Here is a 16705-nt window from a genome sequence, read left to right on the forward strand (position 1 = left end):
GCAGCGACAATAAAAATAGTATATATACATCTGATTTGATACATCGACAAATTCTTGTGGTGAGAGGGAAGAAAAGAAGGAAGGGCGGTGGGCGGGAGTGGTCGGAAAAAGACACGTTTGCCTTTCTTCTGCTGGAGAGCAGGGCGCATCCACCCTCTTCTTTTTCTGAATCGCCTCCTTCCAACCACGCTACCGTGTCAAACTATCAAGTGTAATTTATATAGGATTAAATCCGTGTCAGTACAACGAACACAGCTAGGCTTCCATAATATAAACTAGCATTTTTTATGGCTTGTCAGAATACATTTAGTGTGAACGAAGGATCGGAGCAAAGGAGGCACCCGTATGAATGGGCAGCATTATTGGTTTAGCTATTCCGAAGATGAGCTTGCACAGATTTTAAAAACGGATTTGAAGCACGGTTTAAGCGAGGAAGAGGCTTCGCAGCGGTTCCAGGCCTTAGGCCCAAATATTCTCGCAGAAAAAAAGAAGGTTTCGTCACTTGCGTTGTTTCTCGCGCAATTTAAGGACTTTATGGTATTGGTACTGCTCGCTGCGACATTGATCTCCGGTTTTCTCGGGGAGTATGTAGACGCTATCGCTATTATTGCCATTGTCGTCATTAACGGTATTCTTGGGTTCCTTCAAGAATATCGAGCAGAGCGTTCCCTATCGGCGCTGAAAGAGTTGACAGCCCCCATGGCGTACTGTATCCGCGGTGGTCAGCTTACCCATATTCCCGCTAAAGAGCTAGTGCCGGGCGATATTATTTACCTTGAAGGCGGTGATCGCATTCCGGCAGACGTCCGATTCCTCTCAGCAAATGGGTTGCATGTCGAGGAATCCACATTGACTGGCGAATCGGTTCCAGTGGCAAAAAGAAACATAGTATTACCTCATGAAGTTGTTCCGCTGGGTGATCAGGTTAATATGGGATTTATGGGTACGATGATAACGGCTGGCACAGGCTATGCGGTTGTCTTGACTACCGGAATGATGACGGAAATGGGAAAAATCGCCGATTTACTGCAATCGACAGAGGCGCTTGCGACGCCTTTGCAGCATAAACTTGAGCAGTTGGGCAAAATTCTAATTGTAGTAGCGCTTGCGCTGACAGGGCTGGTTGTTGGAGCGGGTATTTTCCATGGGCAGGAAGCGTATCAGATGTTCCTGGCCGGTGTCAGTCTTGCAGTGGCTGCTATTCCAGAAGGATTACCGGCTATTGTCACAGTGGCGCTTGCCCTTGGCGTGCAGCGCATGATTAAACGTCGCGCCATTGTCCGCAAATTGCCTTCGGTTGAGACGCTTGGTAGCGCCAGCGTCATCTGCTCTGATAAAACCGGTACACTGACACAGAATAAAATGACGGTTACACATATATGGATGGAAGATTCCATCGTTGAAGTCGGTGGCACAGGCTATGAGCCGCAAGGAGACTTCTTTCAAGAAAATAGGGAAGTCCGTGCCCAGGCTCATGGCGTGCTGTACAAGCTGCTTCAGCTTGGTGTACTGTGCAACAATGCCCATCTAGAACAGCGGCGTGAAGGAAAGAAAGGCCTGTTCAAAAAAATGGAGGAGCAATGGGTGGTAAATGGCGATCCGACAGAAGGCGCTCTGCTTGTAGCAGGAGGGAAAGCGGGTGTTACTCGGGAGGTATTGGAAGAAACATGGACGAGGATTAAGGAGCTACCGTTTGATTCTACACGTAAGATGATGTCTGTTATCGTACAGGACCGATACGGCAAACGGATGCTGGTAACCAAGGGGGCGCCGGATGTGCTCCTTAGCCGGTGCACGCATATTATGTGGAAAGGAAATCCGATCCAATTGACCCCAAATCTGCGCCGTCAGATTGTTTTTGCCAACGAATCATTAGCTAAAAAAGCGCTCCGTGTGCTGGCCGTAGCATACCGTGATCTTCGTTCGGGCGAGATGCCGGGGAGCGAACAGACGGCGGAAAGAGGACTGATCCTCGTCGGTCTCGCCGGTATGATCGATCCTCCGCGTCCAGAGGTCAAGCAGGCGGTTCGCCGTTGTCGGCAGGCCGGAATTAAAACCGTAATGATTACAGGTGATCACCAGACAACAGCAGAAGCTATTGCGGATCAGCTTGGGATCCTTCCAGCGGGCGGGTTGACAGTAAATGGACAGGATTTATATAATATGTCCGATAGTGAGTTCGATTCTATTGTAGATAATGTATATGTGTATGCGCGTGTGTCACCGGAACATAAGCTAAGAATTGTGAAAGCCCTGCAGAAGAAAGGGCATGTAGTAGCGATGACAGGTGATGGCGTTAATGATGCACCTGCAATTAAAGCGTCGGATATCGGAATTGCCATGGGCATTACCGGAACAGACGTAACAAAGGAAGCGGCTTCTCTAGTTTTAGCCGACGATAACTTTGCCACGATTGAGGCGGCTATTGAGGAAGGTCGGACGATTTATGATAATATCCGTAAATTCATTCGGTATTTGCTGGCCTCGAATGTTGGCGAGATTATGGTTATGTTCTTTGCAATGCTGGCGGGATTGCCGTTACCTCTGGTGCCGATTCAAATCCTCTGGGTTAACCTGGTGACAGATGGTTTGCCGGCGCTTGCACTCGGGGTCGACCAGCCGGAGGAAGCAACGATGAAGCGTCCGCCTCGCCCGCGTAATGAAAATGTGTTTGCACGTGGGCTGGCATGGAAAATCATCTCACGCGGACTGTTAATCGGGCTGGTGACACTTGCGGCATTTTGGATAACCTACGAGGCGAACCCTTCGGATTTAACTCGAGCACAGACTGTGGCGTTTGCCACACTCGTTATGGCGCAATTGATCCATGTGTTTGATTGTCGGAGTGAGATATCCATTTTCAGCCGTAATCCATTACAGAACAAGTACCTTACGCTTGCCGTTCTTTCCTCGGTACTTCTTGTATTGCCTGTTATTTATTTGCCTGCGCTTCAACCGATTTTCAGCACGGTGGCGCTTACGGCATCCGAATGGATTTTTATCATATTGCTAGCAGGAATTCCGACGTTTGCGACAGGGTTGATTTCGTATTTGCGCATGAAATCCGGCAGACATAGAAGGGTGAGAGAGAGTTGAATTTCACAAAGATGAATGGGTTGGGCAACGATTTTATTATCGTTGCCCATTTTGAGAGTTTACCGGATGATGCGCCACAGATGGCGCGTGCAATGTGTGACCGGCATTTTGGTATCGGCGGAGACGGACTGGTCTTTATCTTGCCGTCGGAGAAGGCTGACGTCCGTATGCGTATCATAAACGCAGACGGTTCAGAAGCCGAGCAGTGCGGCAACGCGGTACGCTGTGTTGCTAAGTATGCGTACGATTATGGATTGGTCCTTTGTGAGGCGCTGACAGTGGAGACAATGGCAGGTATTCAACACGTATGGCTGACCGTCGAGGAAGGGAAGGCCACACAAGTAAAGGTGGATATGGGAGCGCCCATTTTACGTGGAGAAGCGATTCCGGTTGGGGTAAATGCAGAGAACGTAGTCGATCATCCAATTGAAGCAGACGGAGCTGCATTTGCATTTACTGGTGTGTCAATGGGGAATCCTCATGCTGTTATATTTGTGGAAGATGCGCCGCGCTTCGAAGTAGAGAAGTGGGGGCCTGTGCTTGAGACGCACAGCCTGTTTCCGAATAAAGCGAATATCGAATTTGTTTCCGTTATTTCGCCAACTGAGGTAGAGATGCGCGTATGGGAACGCGGTTGCGGTCAAACGTTCGCCTGCGGAACAGGCGCATGTGCCACGGTGGTTGCCGGTGCGCTAACCGGACGGACGGAGCGCAGAGTGCTTGTCCATTTGAAAGGTGGAGACCTTGAAATTGAATGGAGCGAAACGGATAATCGGATATATATGACAGGTCCCGCCGAGGAAGTATTTGCTGGGAATTGGCACAAGTCGTAGTGTCGGGAGGTGAAAAGCAATGGTATACAGCATGACGGGATACGGGCGAGCGGAGAGAAAGGAAGAGGGTGTGTCCTTTACGGTGGAAATGCGTTCTGTTAACCATCGTTTTAGTGAAGTGGCTGTTCGTATGCCGCGTGAGCTCTCCGCATTTGAGGATGCGGTACGCAAAAAGGTACTTTCCCATATCCGCAGAGGACGCGTCGATGTGTTCATTACAATTGAAACGGAAACGCCCCCTTCTTCACTAAAAATAAACTGGGAGCTTGCCCGTCAATATAAGGAAGCGGCCGAAAAAATGGCTGAATTACTCGGAGTTTCGCCACAGATGCCTGTTTATGAGCTATTATCCATGCCGGATGTAGCCCGGGCAGGGGATGAGAGGTCAGATTTGGAGAGTTACAAAGCTCCGCTCCTTGCAGCAGTTGAAGAAGCGATTGTCATGCTTGTGACAATGCGTAAGAAAGAAGGACAGGCTCTAAGGGATGATGTGCTCGGACGCATCGAAGAGATGAAGCATCTGGTGGAGGAGTTGGCCTTGTTTGCACCTAAGGTCGCAGAAGGCTACCGTGAGAGAATTTTTACCCGAGTACAGGAATACATACAGGATCGTTGCGATATCGATGAATCTCGTCTGCTGCATGAGGTGGCGGTATTTACTGAGCGGGCTGATATTTCTGAGGAGATTACGCGACTGCGCAGCCACTTTGTTCAGTTTGGACAGATTGCTGATGAGCCGGATGCAATTGGACGTAAGCTTGACTTTCTTGTTCAAGAATGCCATCGTGAAATCAATACGATTGGTGCGAAGGCGAATCATTTGGAAATCAGTCAAAAAGTGGTCATCTTGAAAGCTGAACTAGAAAAAGTGAAAGAACAGGTGCAAAATATAGAGTAAAACAGTAAAATAAGAGTTAACGTAATTATCCCGCCAAAATAGGGAGGCATATACGTATGGCCATTAAGTTGATTAATATTGGATTCGGCAATATTGTCTCAGCCAATCGCATTATTTCCATCGTGAGTCCGGAATCGGCTCCGATTAAACGCATCATTCAGGAAGCGCGGGACCGTGGAATGCTAATTGATGCCACGTACGGCAGACGTACAAGGGCGGTTATCGTAACGGATAGCGATCATGTAATTTTGTCGGCTGTGCAGCCAGAAACGGTGGCGCACAGGCTGACCAGTAAAGACGATGATTCTGACGAATAATTAAACGGGGGATTGTATGACGCAAGACAGAGGGTTGTTGCTTGTTTTGTCGGGACCGTCCGGCGTAGGAAAAGGAACGGTGTGCGCTGCGCTTCGGCCGCGCATGGAAGAATTGGTGTATTCAGTGTCAGCTACTACTCGTACGCCGCGCGAGGGAGAAGTAGACGGGGTGAACTATTTCTTCAAAAGAAGAGCTGAATTCGAATCAATGATTGAGAATGACGAGCTGCTAGAATGGGCAGAATATGTTGGTAATTTCTATGGTACGCCGCGCAAGTTTGTCGAAGATACACTGGCAAGCGGTCGTGATGTCATTCTGGAAATTGAAGTGCAGGGTGCGTTGCAGGTGAAAGAGAAGTTTCCGGAAGGGATTTTTCTATTTCTAGCACCACCTGATTTAAAGGAGCTTCGCTCGCGTATTACCGGTCGAGGGACCGAGACGGAGGAAAGCATTCGCAACCGAATGATGGTTGCGAAGGCAGAGATTGAGTTAATGGACCACTATAATTATGTGGTCGTTAACGACGAAGTGGACAAGGCGTGTGAACGTATCCAAGCGATTGTTACGGCTGAGCATTTAAAAAAAGAGCGGCAAATTGAGAAATATCGTCATTGGATTAAGGAGGTTTTTTAACAGATGATTTATCCTTCAGTTGATGAACTGCTGAAAAAAGTAGACAGTAAATATACGTTGGTGAGTATTGCTTCCAAGCGTGCACGCCAGATGCGCGAGCAGAACAAGTATTTAATCGATAAGCCTGTTTCCCACAAGTTTGTCGGCACTGCGCTAGAAGAGCTGTACGCCGGTAAAATCGAATTCGAACGGAAGTAAGACAAGAAAGAACTATAAAGGAAGCGCATATCGAGCCAATGCAGGCGGAAGCGATATGCGCTTTTTTCACTGATTTAAGAAAGTATATGTAGCTGTAAAGCAAGAAAGCCACCTATACTTTCTTTCGATCGTATCGCTTGAAAAACTCGCAAATTTTTCTTAGTGGTGGGAGTCCGGTTTTTTATTTCCGGTAAAGGAGAGAGCGCAATGAAAGGAAAGACAATCGTAATTGGCGTAAGCGGAGGCATTGCCATCTATAAAGTGGCCGATTTGTGTAGCAAGCTGACGCAACGGGGGGCAGATGTATGGGTGTTGATGACGGAAGCGGCAACCAAGTTCGTACAGCCCATTACATTCCAGGCGCTTGTGCGTAACCCGGTGTTGACCGATACGTTTCAGGAGCCAAATCCGGCCGTGATTTCACACATTGATGTGGCAGATCGGGCGGATTTGTTTTTGATCGCTCCAGCTACGGCCAATGTTATTGGTAAGATGGCGAATGGGATTGCTGATGATATCGTAACAACAGCCTATCTGGCGACGAAAGCTCCTGTGTGGATTGCGCCGGCAATGAACGTGAATATGTACAATCACCCAGCGGTACAGCATAATATGCGCCGGCTCATAGACTATGGTTATCGGTTTGTCGAACCGGGCGAAGGGTATTTAGCATGTGGTTGGATCGGCAAAGGACGCATGGCAGAGCCAATGGATATTCTCCAGCAAATCGAAATGCTCTTTGCCGATGCACAGCCGAGAGACATGGAAGGCGTGCGATTGCTCGTTACAGCCGGAGCTACGCGGGAGTCAGTTGATCCCGTTCGGTTTTTCACTAACCATTCATCCGGAAAGATGGGATACGCCATTGCGGAAGCTGCGGCGAAGCGGGGTGCCCATGTAACACTGGTAAGTGGGGCGACCCATCTAACACCGCCTTTGGATGTGGAATTTGTTCCGGTTGTTTCGGCTAATGACATGTATGAAGCTGTTATGGCTCGCTATGATGATGTGGATATTGTTGTTAAAGCAGCGGCCGTTGCTGATTACCGTCCAAAAAACGTACATAGTCAGAAAATGAAAAAGCAGTCCGGAGGCCTCGTATTGGAATTCGAACGCACGCGTGACATTCTTGCCGAGCTTGGCAAGCGAAAATCCACGCAGTTTCTTGTTGGGTTCGCGGCGGAGACAGAAAATGTAGAAGCGAATGCCCGCGGCAAGCTTGAGCGCAAAAACGCAGACATGATCGTGGCCAATAATGTGGCACAGAGTGGTGCAGGTTTCGGAACTGATACCAATATTGTTACCATCTATACAAGAAACGGAGAAAGCTTGGAGCTGCCGCGAATGAGTAAGGCTGAGGTCGCCAACCGCTTATTGGACGCGGTACTTGCAGTCCGCGGGGAGCGGGAAGAATAATATGTTCGCCCAGGTTGTCGTCGATGTTCCGGTTGTAGATACTGACCGCCCGTTCGATTACCGAATTCCCGAGTCGCTTGCACCATTCGTATTTGTAGGCAGCCGGGTTTCTGTACCATTTGGACCGCGTAAGCTACAAGGCTTTGTCGTTGGGCTGGCAGATACATCAGAGGTAGAGAAAACACGTGACATTCTTGATGTTCTCGATGTGGAGCCACCTCTGACGGAAGAGATGGTATGGTTGGCCAGACGTATCAGTGAACGGTATATGTGTACGTATTATACGGCGCTACAGTCAATGGTTCCGGCAGTGCTGCGTTCGAGTTACGACAAACAAATTTTTCTGACGGCGGCAGGTGAAGCTTTCGTTTCCGTGCTATCGGATGAACAAGCTTTTTACGAATATATTAGAAACCGACAGCCTGTCCTGTGGAATAAAATAATGAAAGAGTTTCCCTTTGCTGCGGCCTGGTTGGATGAAGGGCTTAAAAAAAATCGAATTCGTGTGGAGCAAATCGTAGGGGATCGCGTTACTAAAAAAACGATAACTATTCTTTCGCCTGCCGTATCTGTTGAAGAATTGGAAGCGGCTCAAGGAGAACTTTCAAAAACCGCTGTACGCCAGAAAGAAGTTTTGTCGCACTTCATTCATTTCTATGGACCTATTCCACAACCCGAGCTTTTGTCTTTGCTCGGTGTTTCCAATCAGGCTGTCAAGGGACTGGTAGATAAAGGTCTGCTTATTAAAGAAGAAGTGGAAGGGTATCGCGATCCGTTTTCCGGACGCACGTTTACTCCGGCACCGAAGCATCCTTTTACTGCGCAGCAGAAGACGGTTATTGACGGGATCGTAGAAGGGATGAATCCACCAGTCTATTATCCTTGTCTGCTTCATGGCGTTACTGGCAGCGGAAAAACGGAAGTCTATCTTGAAATTATGGAACGCACCATCGATCAGGGTCGAGAAGCCATCCTGCTTGTACCGGAGATTTCGCTTACACCGCAGATGGTTAATCGGTTTAAAGGAAGGTTCGGCAGCCAGGTTGCGGTCATGCACAGCCGCCTCTCGCAGGGGGAACGCTACGATGAGTGGCGCAAAATCCGGCGTGGTGAGGTTAAGGTTGCCATTGGTGCCCGTTCAGCGATTTTTGCGCCGTTTCAAAACCTTGGCTTAATTATTCTTGATGAAGAACATGAAGGGTCCTATAAGCAGGAGGAGACGCCACGCTATCATGCGCGTACGATTGCCCAGTACCGCGGCATGCATCATCATGCGGTGGTTATTCTAGGTAGCGCCACTCCATCAATGGAATCCTACCATGAAGCGAAAAAAGGCCGCATCCATTTCTTTGAAATGCGGGAGCGGGTCGGAAATCGTCCCTTACCGGAGGTTACGGTCGTTGATATGCGGGAAGAATTAAGAGACGGGAACCGGACGATGTTCAGCAAACCTTTAATGGATTCAATAAACAATCGACTTGAGAAAAATGAGCAGATTGTTATGTTCTTGAATCGACGTGGATTCTCTACTTTTGTGATGTGCCGTTCGTGCGGCTATGTTGCCCAGTGCCCCCATTGTGATATTTCACTGACATACCATCGGAGCAATCAGACGTTACGGTGTCATTATTGTGGCTATACGGAGCGTGAGCCGCAGATCTGTCCGGAATGCGGGAGTGAGCATATTCGCTTCTTCGGAACGGGAACGCAGAAAGTGGAAGAGGAACTGGCCCGTTATTTCCCGGGAATTCGCGTGATTCGAATGGATGTAGATACAACGGGACGCAAAGGTGCACACGAAAAGCTGCTGCAGGATTTCCGAGAAGGAAAAGGAGATGTGTTGCTTGGCACGCAGATGATTGCCAAGGGACTCGACTTTCCGAATGTGACTCTTGTCGGCGTGTTGGCCGCGGACAGCTTGTTGAACCTGCCGGATTTTCGTGCAGCTGAACGGACATTTCAATTGGTTACACAGGTGGGTGGCCGGGCTGGACGTCATGAGAAAAAGGGTGAAGTGATTTTACAGACATATAATACTGAGCATTACAGTATTCAATACGCAAGCAGGCACGACTATGAATCGTTTTTTGTAGAGGAAATCAAGCAACGGTATGAGAAAAACTACCCGCCATATTACCGGCTGGTTCTGTTTACATTCGCTCATGAGAACGTCCCGCTACTTGTCAAGATATCGGAGAGGTTCGCCAGGAAACTGCGTGAGACGATTCCACCCGGTGCGTATTTGCTGGGGCCTGTCGCTTCACCTATTGCTCGCATTAAAGATAGATATCGTTTCCAATGCATGATAAAATATAAAAACGATCCGCGCGTCTTACCCGCTATCCACCAGGTTGTCCGGGCATTTGACGAAGAACGAAAGAAGACGGGGATTATGCTTACAGTAGATGTAGACCCGCAAATGATGATGTAATAGCAAACGGCAAAAGCATGAATATGCATAAGGTATGCCTGATTCATATTGGGCGACCTCTGGTATTTTGACATATGCAGGATGGTGCGAGGCCACAAAAAAAGAGAGATGTATCAAAGAAGATTGACGTAGGAGGAACAGACTAATGAGCATCCGTATGATTGTAAAGCATCCCAATCCGGTACTCCGGGAGAAGTGTAAAGAAGTGACGAAATTCAATCCGAATCTCCATAAATTGCTGGACGATATGGCTGAAACGATGTATGACGCAGAAGGCGTGGGCCTTGCCGCGCCGCAGGTCGGCATTACCAAACGGGTCGTTGTCATCGATGTTGGGGATGGTATTATCGAGATGGTTAATCCAGAGGTTATTGAGTCGAAAGACGAACAGTTTGGCCCGGAAGGTTGTCTTAGTATTCCGGGATTGCTGGGTGATGTGCGTCGAGCCAACTGGGTCAAGGCGAAAGCACAAGATCGGAACGGCAATGAGATTATCATAGAAGGAGACGAACTGCTAGCACGCGCCATTCAACATGAGATTGACCACTTAAACGGTGTGCTGTTCATTGATTTGGCTGAAAAAACGTATTCAGGAAAAGAATAATAGAAGCATAAGACGCAGAAGGAGTGGACGCTTGTGCGAATTGTTTTTATGGGCACCCCGGATTTCGCGGTGCCTTGTTTACGGAAATTAATAGAGAAGGAATATAATGTCGTGGCGGTTGTTACTCAGCCGGATCGACCAAAAGGACGCAAAAAACAGCTGGCCGCCCCACCGGTCAAAGAGGCGGCGCTCCTGTTTGGATTGCCGGTACTGCAGCCGGAGAAGCTAAAAGTGGATGGCGTACAGGACATTCTCGCTTACAAGCCGGATTTAATCGTCACGGCAGCATTTGGACAAATTCTACCGAAAGAGTTAATCGACTATCCTACATACGGATGTATTAACGTTCATGCTTCCCTGCTGCCGCAGTATCGAGGCGGCGCCCCTATTCATAAGGCGATTATGGATGGCCAACCAGAAACAGGTGTAACCATCATGTATATGGTAGAGAAATTGGACGCAGGTGATATGTTGAGCCAGGTACGTGTTCCAATTGAAGAAAATGATAATGTAGGCACTATGCATGACAAGCTTAGCCGCGCTGGTGCAACGCTTCTTCTGGAAACCATTCCGAAGCTCATTAACGGCCAATGTACACCTCAGCCGCAGGACGAGGCAGAGGTAACGTATGCGTGGAATATCAAGCGGGAGGACGAGCGTCTCGATTGGACCATACCTGCCCGTGCATTATTCAATCAGGTACGCGGGCTCAATCCATGGCCGGTAGCCTATACGGTGACAGAACACGATGGTCAAGTTGTAAAGGTATGGGAGGCGGAAGTGCATAAGGAAGACGGAACAAATTGTGAGAAACCGGGTACTATCCTGTCTGTAGCGCCGGAAGGGATCGATGTGCAGGCTGGTGACGGTGTGCTTCGCCTAACACGCATCCAACCTGCTGGGAAGAAGGCGATGACGGTCGCCGATTATGTACGCGGTAGTTCTACGCTCGCGCCCGGTATGCGCTTTGTGGCGGGGGCAGCTGATGAGTAAGCGGAGAAAATCGTTGCCTGCACCTGCGACCGCCCGTCAACTGGCTGTGCGTGTTTTGACGGATATTGAAGAAAAACAGGCATACAGTAACTTAGAGCTTAAGTCTGCTCTTGGGCAGACGAAGCTTTCACGTCGTGATACGGGACTGGCAACTGAATTGGTATATGGGACGCTCAGCCGTTTAAACACCCTCGATTGGATGCTAGAACAGTTCGTCACCCAGCCCTTGCATAAGCTTGAAGGATGGGTGCATAATTTGTTGCGCATTAGTTTTTATCAGCTCTCCTATCTGGAGCGCGTTCCGGATCGGGCGGTGGTACATGAGGCAGTGGAGATCGCCAAGGCATGGGGGCATAAAGGAATTGCGGGCATGGTAAATGGTGTGTTGCGCAGTCGGCTGCGCGAGCCGGAGAAAACGGTCATACCAGATAATTTACCCCTTGTTTCGCGAATCTCACTTACCCATTCGCACCCGGAATGGATGGTAGCAGAGTGGATACAGCTGTACGGTGAGGCGGAGACGGAAGCGATGTGTGCGGCCAATAATCTGCCTCCGGTGATGAGTCTGCGTGCTAATGCATTACGTGTAACGAGGAACGAGCTGATTGCCCAGATTAGCAAACAGGTCACCGATGCGGAAATTGAGCCTTCTGCTGTGGCTCCTGAGGGGGTAGTGGCAAGCGATATCGGCAATATTGCCGAACTGCCAGCCTATGCAAGCGGTTCATGTACAGTACAGGATGAAAGCTCGATGCTGGTAGCCCGGGCACTTGCTCCAGAAGCGGGAATGAAGGTGCTCGATATGTGCGCAGCTCCTGGCGGCAAAGCGACGCATATTGCCGAATTAATGAAGAATAAAGGTGAGGTTACTGCACTTGATGTACATCCGCATAAAATCAGGCTGATCGAAGAGAATGCCTTTCGTCTTGGTATCTCGATTGTAGAAAGCAGGAAAGGCGATGCACGCAATGCGGACGAACTGCTCGCAGGGCGCACATTTGACCGGATACTGGTTGATGCTCCGTGTACCGGTCTTGGCGTCATTCGACGCAAGCCTGATATAAAGTGGCATAAGTGGCAAAGAGATGCGGCAGCTATTAGTAACATTCAATATGAAATCCTTTGTACGGCAGCCCGTCTTGTTTCTCCTAACGGGAAAATTGTCTATAGTACATGCACCGTTCAGTCGGAAGAAAATGAACGGTTAATCCGGCGCTTTCTTACAGAGCATACGGAATGGGAGCTAGACGGTACGCTGGCGCAGGATATGCCGGATGCCCTCAGAGAGAAGTATGCAACGCTTTTTGATGGATATATGCAGATCCTGCCCCATCATTTTGACACAGACGGCTTTTTTATTTCGCGCCTCAAAATGAAACAATAGTAGGAAGCATGTTTTATGCTTCCTTTTTTCTTTTTGTAATTGTTTTATGATACAATATGATTTGAACTTTTGAGAAGAAATGGTGAGTATACGTTTATGAAACCTTTTATTTATAGTTTAACAATGCCTGAATTGAAACGCTGGATGGAAGAGAATGGAGAAAAAGCGTTTCGCGCTGGACAGGTGTTCGACTGGCTGTATGTGAAGCGAGTGGATTCGTTTGACGAGATGAGCAACTTGTCGAAGCAGCTACGGGAAAAGCTGGACGCATCGTTTCGCATGGATGCGCTAAAAGAAATTACCCGCCAAGAGTCTCAGGACGGAACGATGAAGTTCTTATTCTCACTGCATGATGGCCACGCCATTGAAACGGTTATCATGCGGCATAATTACGGCAACAGCATCTGCGTTACTACGCAGGTAGGCTGCCGTATCGGCTGTACATTTTGTGCTTCTACTCTAGGCGGTTTGAAGCGTAATCTGGAAGCAGGAGAAATTGTGATGCAGGTGCTGGCTGCGCAAAAAGCGCTGGATGAGCAAGACGAGCGGGCGAGTCACGTTGTCGTCATGGGAATTGGAGAGCCATTTGAAAATTATGATGCGCTCCTTGGATTCCTGCGTATTATTAATGATGACAAAGGGCTCAATATCGGTCAGCGACACATCACGGTGTCTACAAGTGGTATCGTACCGAATATTTACCGGTTCGCTGATGAGAAAATGCAGGTAAATCTGGCCATTTCCTTGCATGCGCCAAATGCTGAGATTCGTACGCGCCTCATGCCGGTGAACCGCCGTTATCCGCTGGACGAGTTAATGGAAGCATGTGAGTACTATATCAAAACGACTGGCCGCCGCCTGACATTCGAGTATGGCCTCTTCGGTTCGGTTAATGACCGACCAGAACATGCGGAAGAATTGGCTGAACTCTTGAAAGGCATGATGTGCTACGTAAACCTTATTCCGGTAAACTACGTTCCAGAGCGCGACTATGTACGTACACCGCGCAATGACATTTTTACATTCCAACGAATTCTGAAAGCGAAAGGAATCAATGCGACGATTCGACGCGAACATGGCAGCGATATCGCTGCAGCCTGTGGACAACTGCGGGCTCAGCATGCCAAACAGACGCAGGGGTGAGGATAGATGGAGTCAGCCATACAGACGCATATCGGTTGTGTGAGACAAACGAATGAAGATTCGGGAAGAATCCAGCGGTACGATAACGGCTGGATTCTTGCCATTGTTGCCGACGGCATGGGCGGGCATCAGGCGGGTGACGTAGCCAGCCAGATGGCGGTCGATATTATATGCGATTCGTTGAAAGAAGTGGAAAAAGACATCACACCTAATGGATTGCAGCAGCGGTTAAGCGATGCAATTCAGCGGGCGAACGAGCGTATTCTGGCTTATGCGCAGGAACATGAAGAATGCCGCGGCATGGGTACAACAGTCGTCATTGCGCTAATGAATGAGCATCTTGGCGTGCTGGCCCATATCGGTGACAGTCGGATTTACCGCTATAACCAGAGTGGTCTACAGCAGATTACGAACGATCATACGTTGGTTAATGAATTGTTGCGTAGCCACCAGATTACGCAGGATGAAGCGGCCAATCATCCGCGCCGCAATATTTTAACGCGCGCGCTCGGTACTGATAGAAAGGTAAAAGCCGACTTCAGTGTAATGCACTGGGATACTGACGATATTCTGCTGCTTTGCTCGGATGGTCTTTCGGGTAAAATCAGCAGTGATGCAATGACAGCAGTACTTGCGGACGGTTCCCTAGAGGAGATGGCGGACGAGCTGATTGCTAAAGCGCTACATGCAGGAGGAGAAGATAACATTACTGTCATCTTGCTGCGCAATCAGTCGGAGGTCAGAGTATGAAAGGGGGAGCCAGCAGATGAATGGAAAGCGAATTGGCGGCCGCTATGATATTGAGCAGCAGATTGGGGAAGGCGGCATGGCTATTGTCTACCGTGCGCGAGATACATTGCTGAATCGTACGGTAGCTTTGAAAGTGCTGCGTTCCCAATTCGGCAACGATGACGATTTCGTCGCCCGTTTTCATAGAGAGGCTCAGGCAGCGGCTAGTTTATCCCATCCGAATGTGGTAAATATTTATGATATTGGCCAGGAAGATGAGATGTACTACATTGTAATGGAGTATATCGAAGGGATGACGCTCAAGCAGTATATTAATGAACACGCGCCGCTCGATATGAAAAAAGCTGTGGATATTGGGATGCAGATTTGCGATGCGCTTGATCATGCGCATCAAAATGAACTGATTCACCGTGATATTAAACCACATAATATCTTGATTAATAAATATGGACGGATTAAGGTAACCGACTTCGGCATTGCCCGGGCGGTATCATCCGTTACAATTACACACACCGGTTCCGTGCTCGGCTCTGTGCATTATTTCTCGCCGGAGCAAGCGAAAGGAATTGCGGCTGGAGTTAAATCGGATTTGTATTCACTTGGTGTTGTGTTATACGAGATGCTTACTGGGGAGTTGCCATTTTCCGGCGATTCGCCGATTAGTGTAGCATTGAAGCATTTGCAAGAGTCGTATGTGGCGCCACGTAAACTTCGGCCAGAAATTCCGCAGAGCCTGGAGAACGTGATTATCCGCGCAATGGCCAAAGAACCAATGTATCGATATGAATCGGCGCGTGAAATGCTAGAAGATTTACAGACATCACTTTCACCGGAACGCCGTAATGAGGCGCTATATTTGCTTCCGGAAAAGTATGGTGAAGAGGAAGAAGATCCGGAGATTACCCGCGTCATTCCGGCGATTAAACCGGAAATGATGCGTAAACGCAACTGGGATGAAGAAGCCGTATCAGCAAAAGAAACAATTGAGGTGGCAGAAAAGCCAGCCGTAGAGAAAGAAGAATTCGAGACGGAAGACAAGCAAACGAAACGCCTTCCCGTTAAAAAAGCGGCAGGTTGGACCGCAGGAGTTTTCTTGTTTTTAGCTTTGGTTGGGGTTGCCATTTTCTACGGGAATTCATTGTTTAAGGTTCCGGATGTCACAGTGCCTTCCGTGCAGAACATGTCGCTGGAAGAGGCGCGTAAAACGCTGGAAGGAGTAAATCTTGAGCCTGTTATTCAGAAGCAGCCTAGTGAAGACGTGGCACCTGACCATGTGATTAAGCAGACCCCGGCAGCAAACATGCCGGTAAAGGAAAATTCGCAAGTGCAACTGATTGTTAGTGAAGGAAAGCCAAAAGGAACCATGCCGAATTTCGTCGGAAAGAATATCTCTGATGTGGAAAGCCAACTGAGTGGCAAATATAAAGATTATAAAATCCAAAAAGAGATAAATGACAGCCAGCCGCCCGGTACGATTCTTAGGCAAGAGCCATTAGCCGGGCAAGAAATCGTGGCCTCCGATACGCAGGTTACATTGGTCGTAAGCGAAGGCCAGGAGAAAACAAGAGTACCAGCCCTGAAAGGTTTGACAGAAGAAGAAGCGAAGGCCAGACTCGAAGAAGCTGGGCTGAAGGTGCAGGTAAAAACGAAACAGAGTTATGAACCTAAGGGCACGGTCATCGACCAATCGCGTCGCGCTGATAATGAAGTGGAGAGGGGCTTGTATGTTCGCATTACGGTGAGTGACGGAAGCCTTCCTGGAGAGTCACGTCAGGTAGAAGAGCCGGTTGACGTTTATCTGAATCCGGGTGAACGGGCCGCGATTGAGATTAAAGTAACGGATGCTGCTGGGCAAGATAAAACGGTGCATACTTCCGTGATCGAACAGAGTATGAAGTTCAAAGTTAAGGTTGTTGTCACGCCTTCTCAGGATGCCCGTATTCAGGTGTACAAGGATGGGCAGCTCTATGAAGAAAAGGAAGTCAAATATAGTGATGTTCCATAACAT

General features: G+C 48.7%; 15 protein-coding genes. All 15 read left to right on the plus strand.

The genetic code is table 11. From position 1 onward, the window contains the following. Nucleotides 1-35: 35 nt before the first annotated feature. The 15 genes from AF333_RS34925 to pknB all read left to right on the plus strand — a co-directional run bounded on the left by AF333_RS34925 (nucleotide 36) and on the right by pknB (nucleotide 16702). Complete coding sequence (locus tag AF333_RS34925) at nucleotides 36-215, plus strand: hypothetical protein (protein WP_235496287.1); 180 nt, start codon at nucleotides 36-38, stop codon at nucleotides 213-215. A gap of 130 nt (nucleotides 216-345) precedes the next feature. Then, nucleotides 346-3096, plus strand: coding sequence for a cation-translocating P-type ATPase (locus AF333_RS09660; protein ID WP_043066042.1), 2751 nt, complete (start codon nucleotides 346-348; stop codon nucleotides 3094-3096). Continuing rightward, nucleotides 3093-3929: a diaminopimelate epimerase gene (dapF, locus tag AF333_RS09665; RefSeq protein WP_043066041.1), complete on the plus strand. Its 837-nt coding sequence runs from the start codon at nucleotides 3093-3095 to the stop codon at nucleotides 3927-3929. The genes AF333_RS09660 and dapF overlap by 4 nt, the downstream gene beginning before the upstream one ends. A gap of 19 nt (nucleotides 3930-3948) precedes the next feature. Further along, nucleotides 3949-4827: a YicC/YloC family endoribonuclease gene (locus tag AF333_RS09670; RefSeq protein ID WP_043066040.1), complete on the plus strand. Its 879-nt coding sequence runs from the start codon at nucleotides 3949-3951 to the stop codon at nucleotides 4825-4827. 56 nt (nucleotides 4828-4883) lie between these two features. Beyond that, nucleotides 4884-5144: an extracellular matrix/biofilm regulator RemA gene (gene remA / locus AF333_RS09675; RefSeq protein WP_021624639.1), complete on the plus strand. Its 261-nt coding sequence runs from the start codon at nucleotides 4884-4886 to the stop codon at nucleotides 5142-5144. A 16-nt stretch (nucleotides 5145-5160) separates the two neighbouring features. Next, entirely contained in the window at nucleotides 5161-5778 is a 618-nt protein-coding gene (gene gmk / locus AF333_RS09680) for a guanylate kinase (RefSeq protein WP_043066039.1), read from the plus strand. Between the two features lie 3 nt (nucleotides 5779-5781). Then, nucleotides 5782-5976: a DNA-directed RNA polymerase subunit omega gene (gene rpoZ, locus AF333_RS09685; RefSeq protein WP_021624641.1), complete on the plus strand. Its 195-nt coding sequence runs from the start codon at nucleotides 5782-5784 to the stop codon at nucleotides 5974-5976. A gap of 207 nt (nucleotides 5977-6183) precedes the next feature. Beyond that, nucleotides 6184-7392, plus strand: a complete 1209-nt coding sequence (gene coaBC / locus AF333_RS09690) for a bifunctional phosphopantothenoylcysteine decarboxylase/phosphopantothenate--cysteine ligase CoaBC (RefSeq protein WP_043066038.1) — start codon at nucleotides 6184-6186, stop codon at nucleotides 7390-7392. Between the two features lies 1 nt (nucleotide 7393). Next, a complete protein-coding gene (gene priA, locus AF333_RS09695) occupies nucleotides 7394-9823 on the plus strand; it encodes a primosomal protein N' (protein WP_043066037.1) in 2430 nt (809 codons plus the stop codon). A gap of 145 nt (nucleotides 9824-9968) precedes the next feature. Continuing rightward, nucleotides 9969-10427, plus strand: coding sequence for a peptide deformylase (gene def, locus AF333_RS09700; RefSeq protein ID WP_043066036.1), 459 nt, complete (start codon nucleotides 9969-9971; stop codon nucleotides 10425-10427). 48 nt (nucleotides 10428-10475) lie between these two features. Beyond that, nucleotides 10476-11420: a methionyl-tRNA formyltransferase gene (gene fmt / locus AF333_RS09705; protein ID WP_043066181.1), complete on the plus strand. Its 945-nt coding sequence runs from the start codon at nucleotides 10476-10478 to the stop codon at nucleotides 11418-11420. Continuing rightward, nucleotides 11413-12804, plus strand: a complete 1392-nt coding sequence (rsmB, locus tag AF333_RS09710; RefSeq protein WP_043066035.1) for a 16S rRNA (cytosine(967)-C(5))-methyltransferase RsmB — start codon at nucleotides 11413-11415, stop codon at nucleotides 12802-12804. The genes fmt and rsmB overlap by 8 nt, the downstream gene beginning before the upstream one ends. 96 nt (nucleotides 12805-12900) lie before the next feature. Further along, nucleotides 12901-13947: a 23S rRNA (adenine(2503)-C(2))-methyltransferase RlmN gene (gene rlmN / locus AF333_RS09715; RefSeq protein ID WP_043066034.1), complete on the plus strand. Its 1047-nt coding sequence runs from the start codon at nucleotides 12901-12903 to the stop codon at nucleotides 13945-13947. A gap of 6 nt (nucleotides 13948-13953) precedes the next feature. Then, nucleotides 13954-14697, plus strand: a complete 744-nt coding sequence (locus AF333_RS09720) for a Stp1/IreP family PP2C-type Ser/Thr phosphatase (RefSeq protein WP_043066033.1) — start codon at nucleotides 13954-13956, stop codon at nucleotides 14695-14697. 16 nt (nucleotides 14698-14713) lie between these two features. Then, on the plus strand, nucleotides 14714-16702 hold the full coding sequence (pknB, locus tag AF333_RS09725) for a Stk1 family PASTA domain-containing Ser/Thr kinase (RefSeq protein WP_043066032.1): 1989 nt from the start codon (nucleotides 14714-14716) through the stop codon (nucleotides 16700-16702). Nucleotides 16703-16705: the final 3 nt, after the last annotated feature.

Source organism: Aneurinibacillus migulanus, from assembly GCF_001274715.1.
Lineage (GTDB): Bacteria > Bacillota > Bacilli > Aneurinibacillales > Aneurinibacillaceae > Aneurinibacillus > Aneurinibacillus migulanus.

Excerpts from the sequence above, each read along its gene's own strand:
- priA (WP_043066037.1), top strand. The coding sequence starts at position 7,394 with ATGTTCGCCCAGGTTGTCGTCGATGTTCCGGTTGTAGATACTGACCGC.
- coaBC (WP_043066038.1), top strand. The coding sequence starts at position 6,184 with ATGAAAGGAAAGACAATCGTAATTGGCGTAAGCGGAGGCATTGCCATC.
- rlmN (WP_043066034.1), top strand. The coding sequence starts at position 12,901 with ATGAAACCTTTTATTTATAGTTTAACAATGCCTGAATTGAAACGCTGG.
- pknB (WP_043066032.1), top strand. The coding sequence starts at position 14,714 with ATGAATGGAAAGCGAATTGGCGGCCGCTATGATATTGAGCAGCAGATT.
- gmk (WP_043066039.1), top strand. The coding sequence starts at position 5,161 with ATGACGCAAGACAGAGGGTTGTTGCTTGTTTTGTCGGGACCGTCCGGC.
- remA (WP_021624639.1), top strand. The coding sequence starts at position 4,884 with ATGGCCATTAAGTTGATTAATATTGGATTCGGCAATATTGTCTCAGCC.
- def (WP_043066036.1), top strand. The coding sequence starts at position 9,969 with ATGAGCATCCGTATGATTGTAAAGCATCCCAATCCGGTACTCCGGGAG.
- fmt (WP_043066181.1), top strand. The coding sequence starts at position 10,476 with ATGGGCACCCCGGATTTCGCGGTGCCTTGTTTACGGAAATTAATAGAG.
- rpoZ (WP_021624641.1), top strand. The coding sequence starts at position 5,782 with ATGATTTATCCTTCAGTTGATGAACTGCTGAAAAAAGTAGACAGTAAA.
- rsmB (WP_043066035.1), top strand. The coding sequence starts at position 11,413 with ATGAGTAAGCGGAGAAAATCGTTGCCTGCACCTGCGACCGCCCGTCAA.
- AF333_RS09670 (WP_043066040.1), top strand. The coding sequence starts at position 3,949 with ATGGTATACAGCATGACGGGATACGGGCGAGCGGAGAGAAAGGAAGAG.
- AF333_RS09720 (WP_043066033.1), top strand. The coding sequence starts at position 13,954 with ATGGAGTCAGCCATACAGACGCATATCGGTTGTGTGAGACAAACGAAT.
- AF333_RS09660 (WP_043066042.1), top strand. The coding sequence starts at position 346 with ATGAATGGGCAGCATTATTGGTTTAGCTATTCCGAAGATGAGCTTGCA.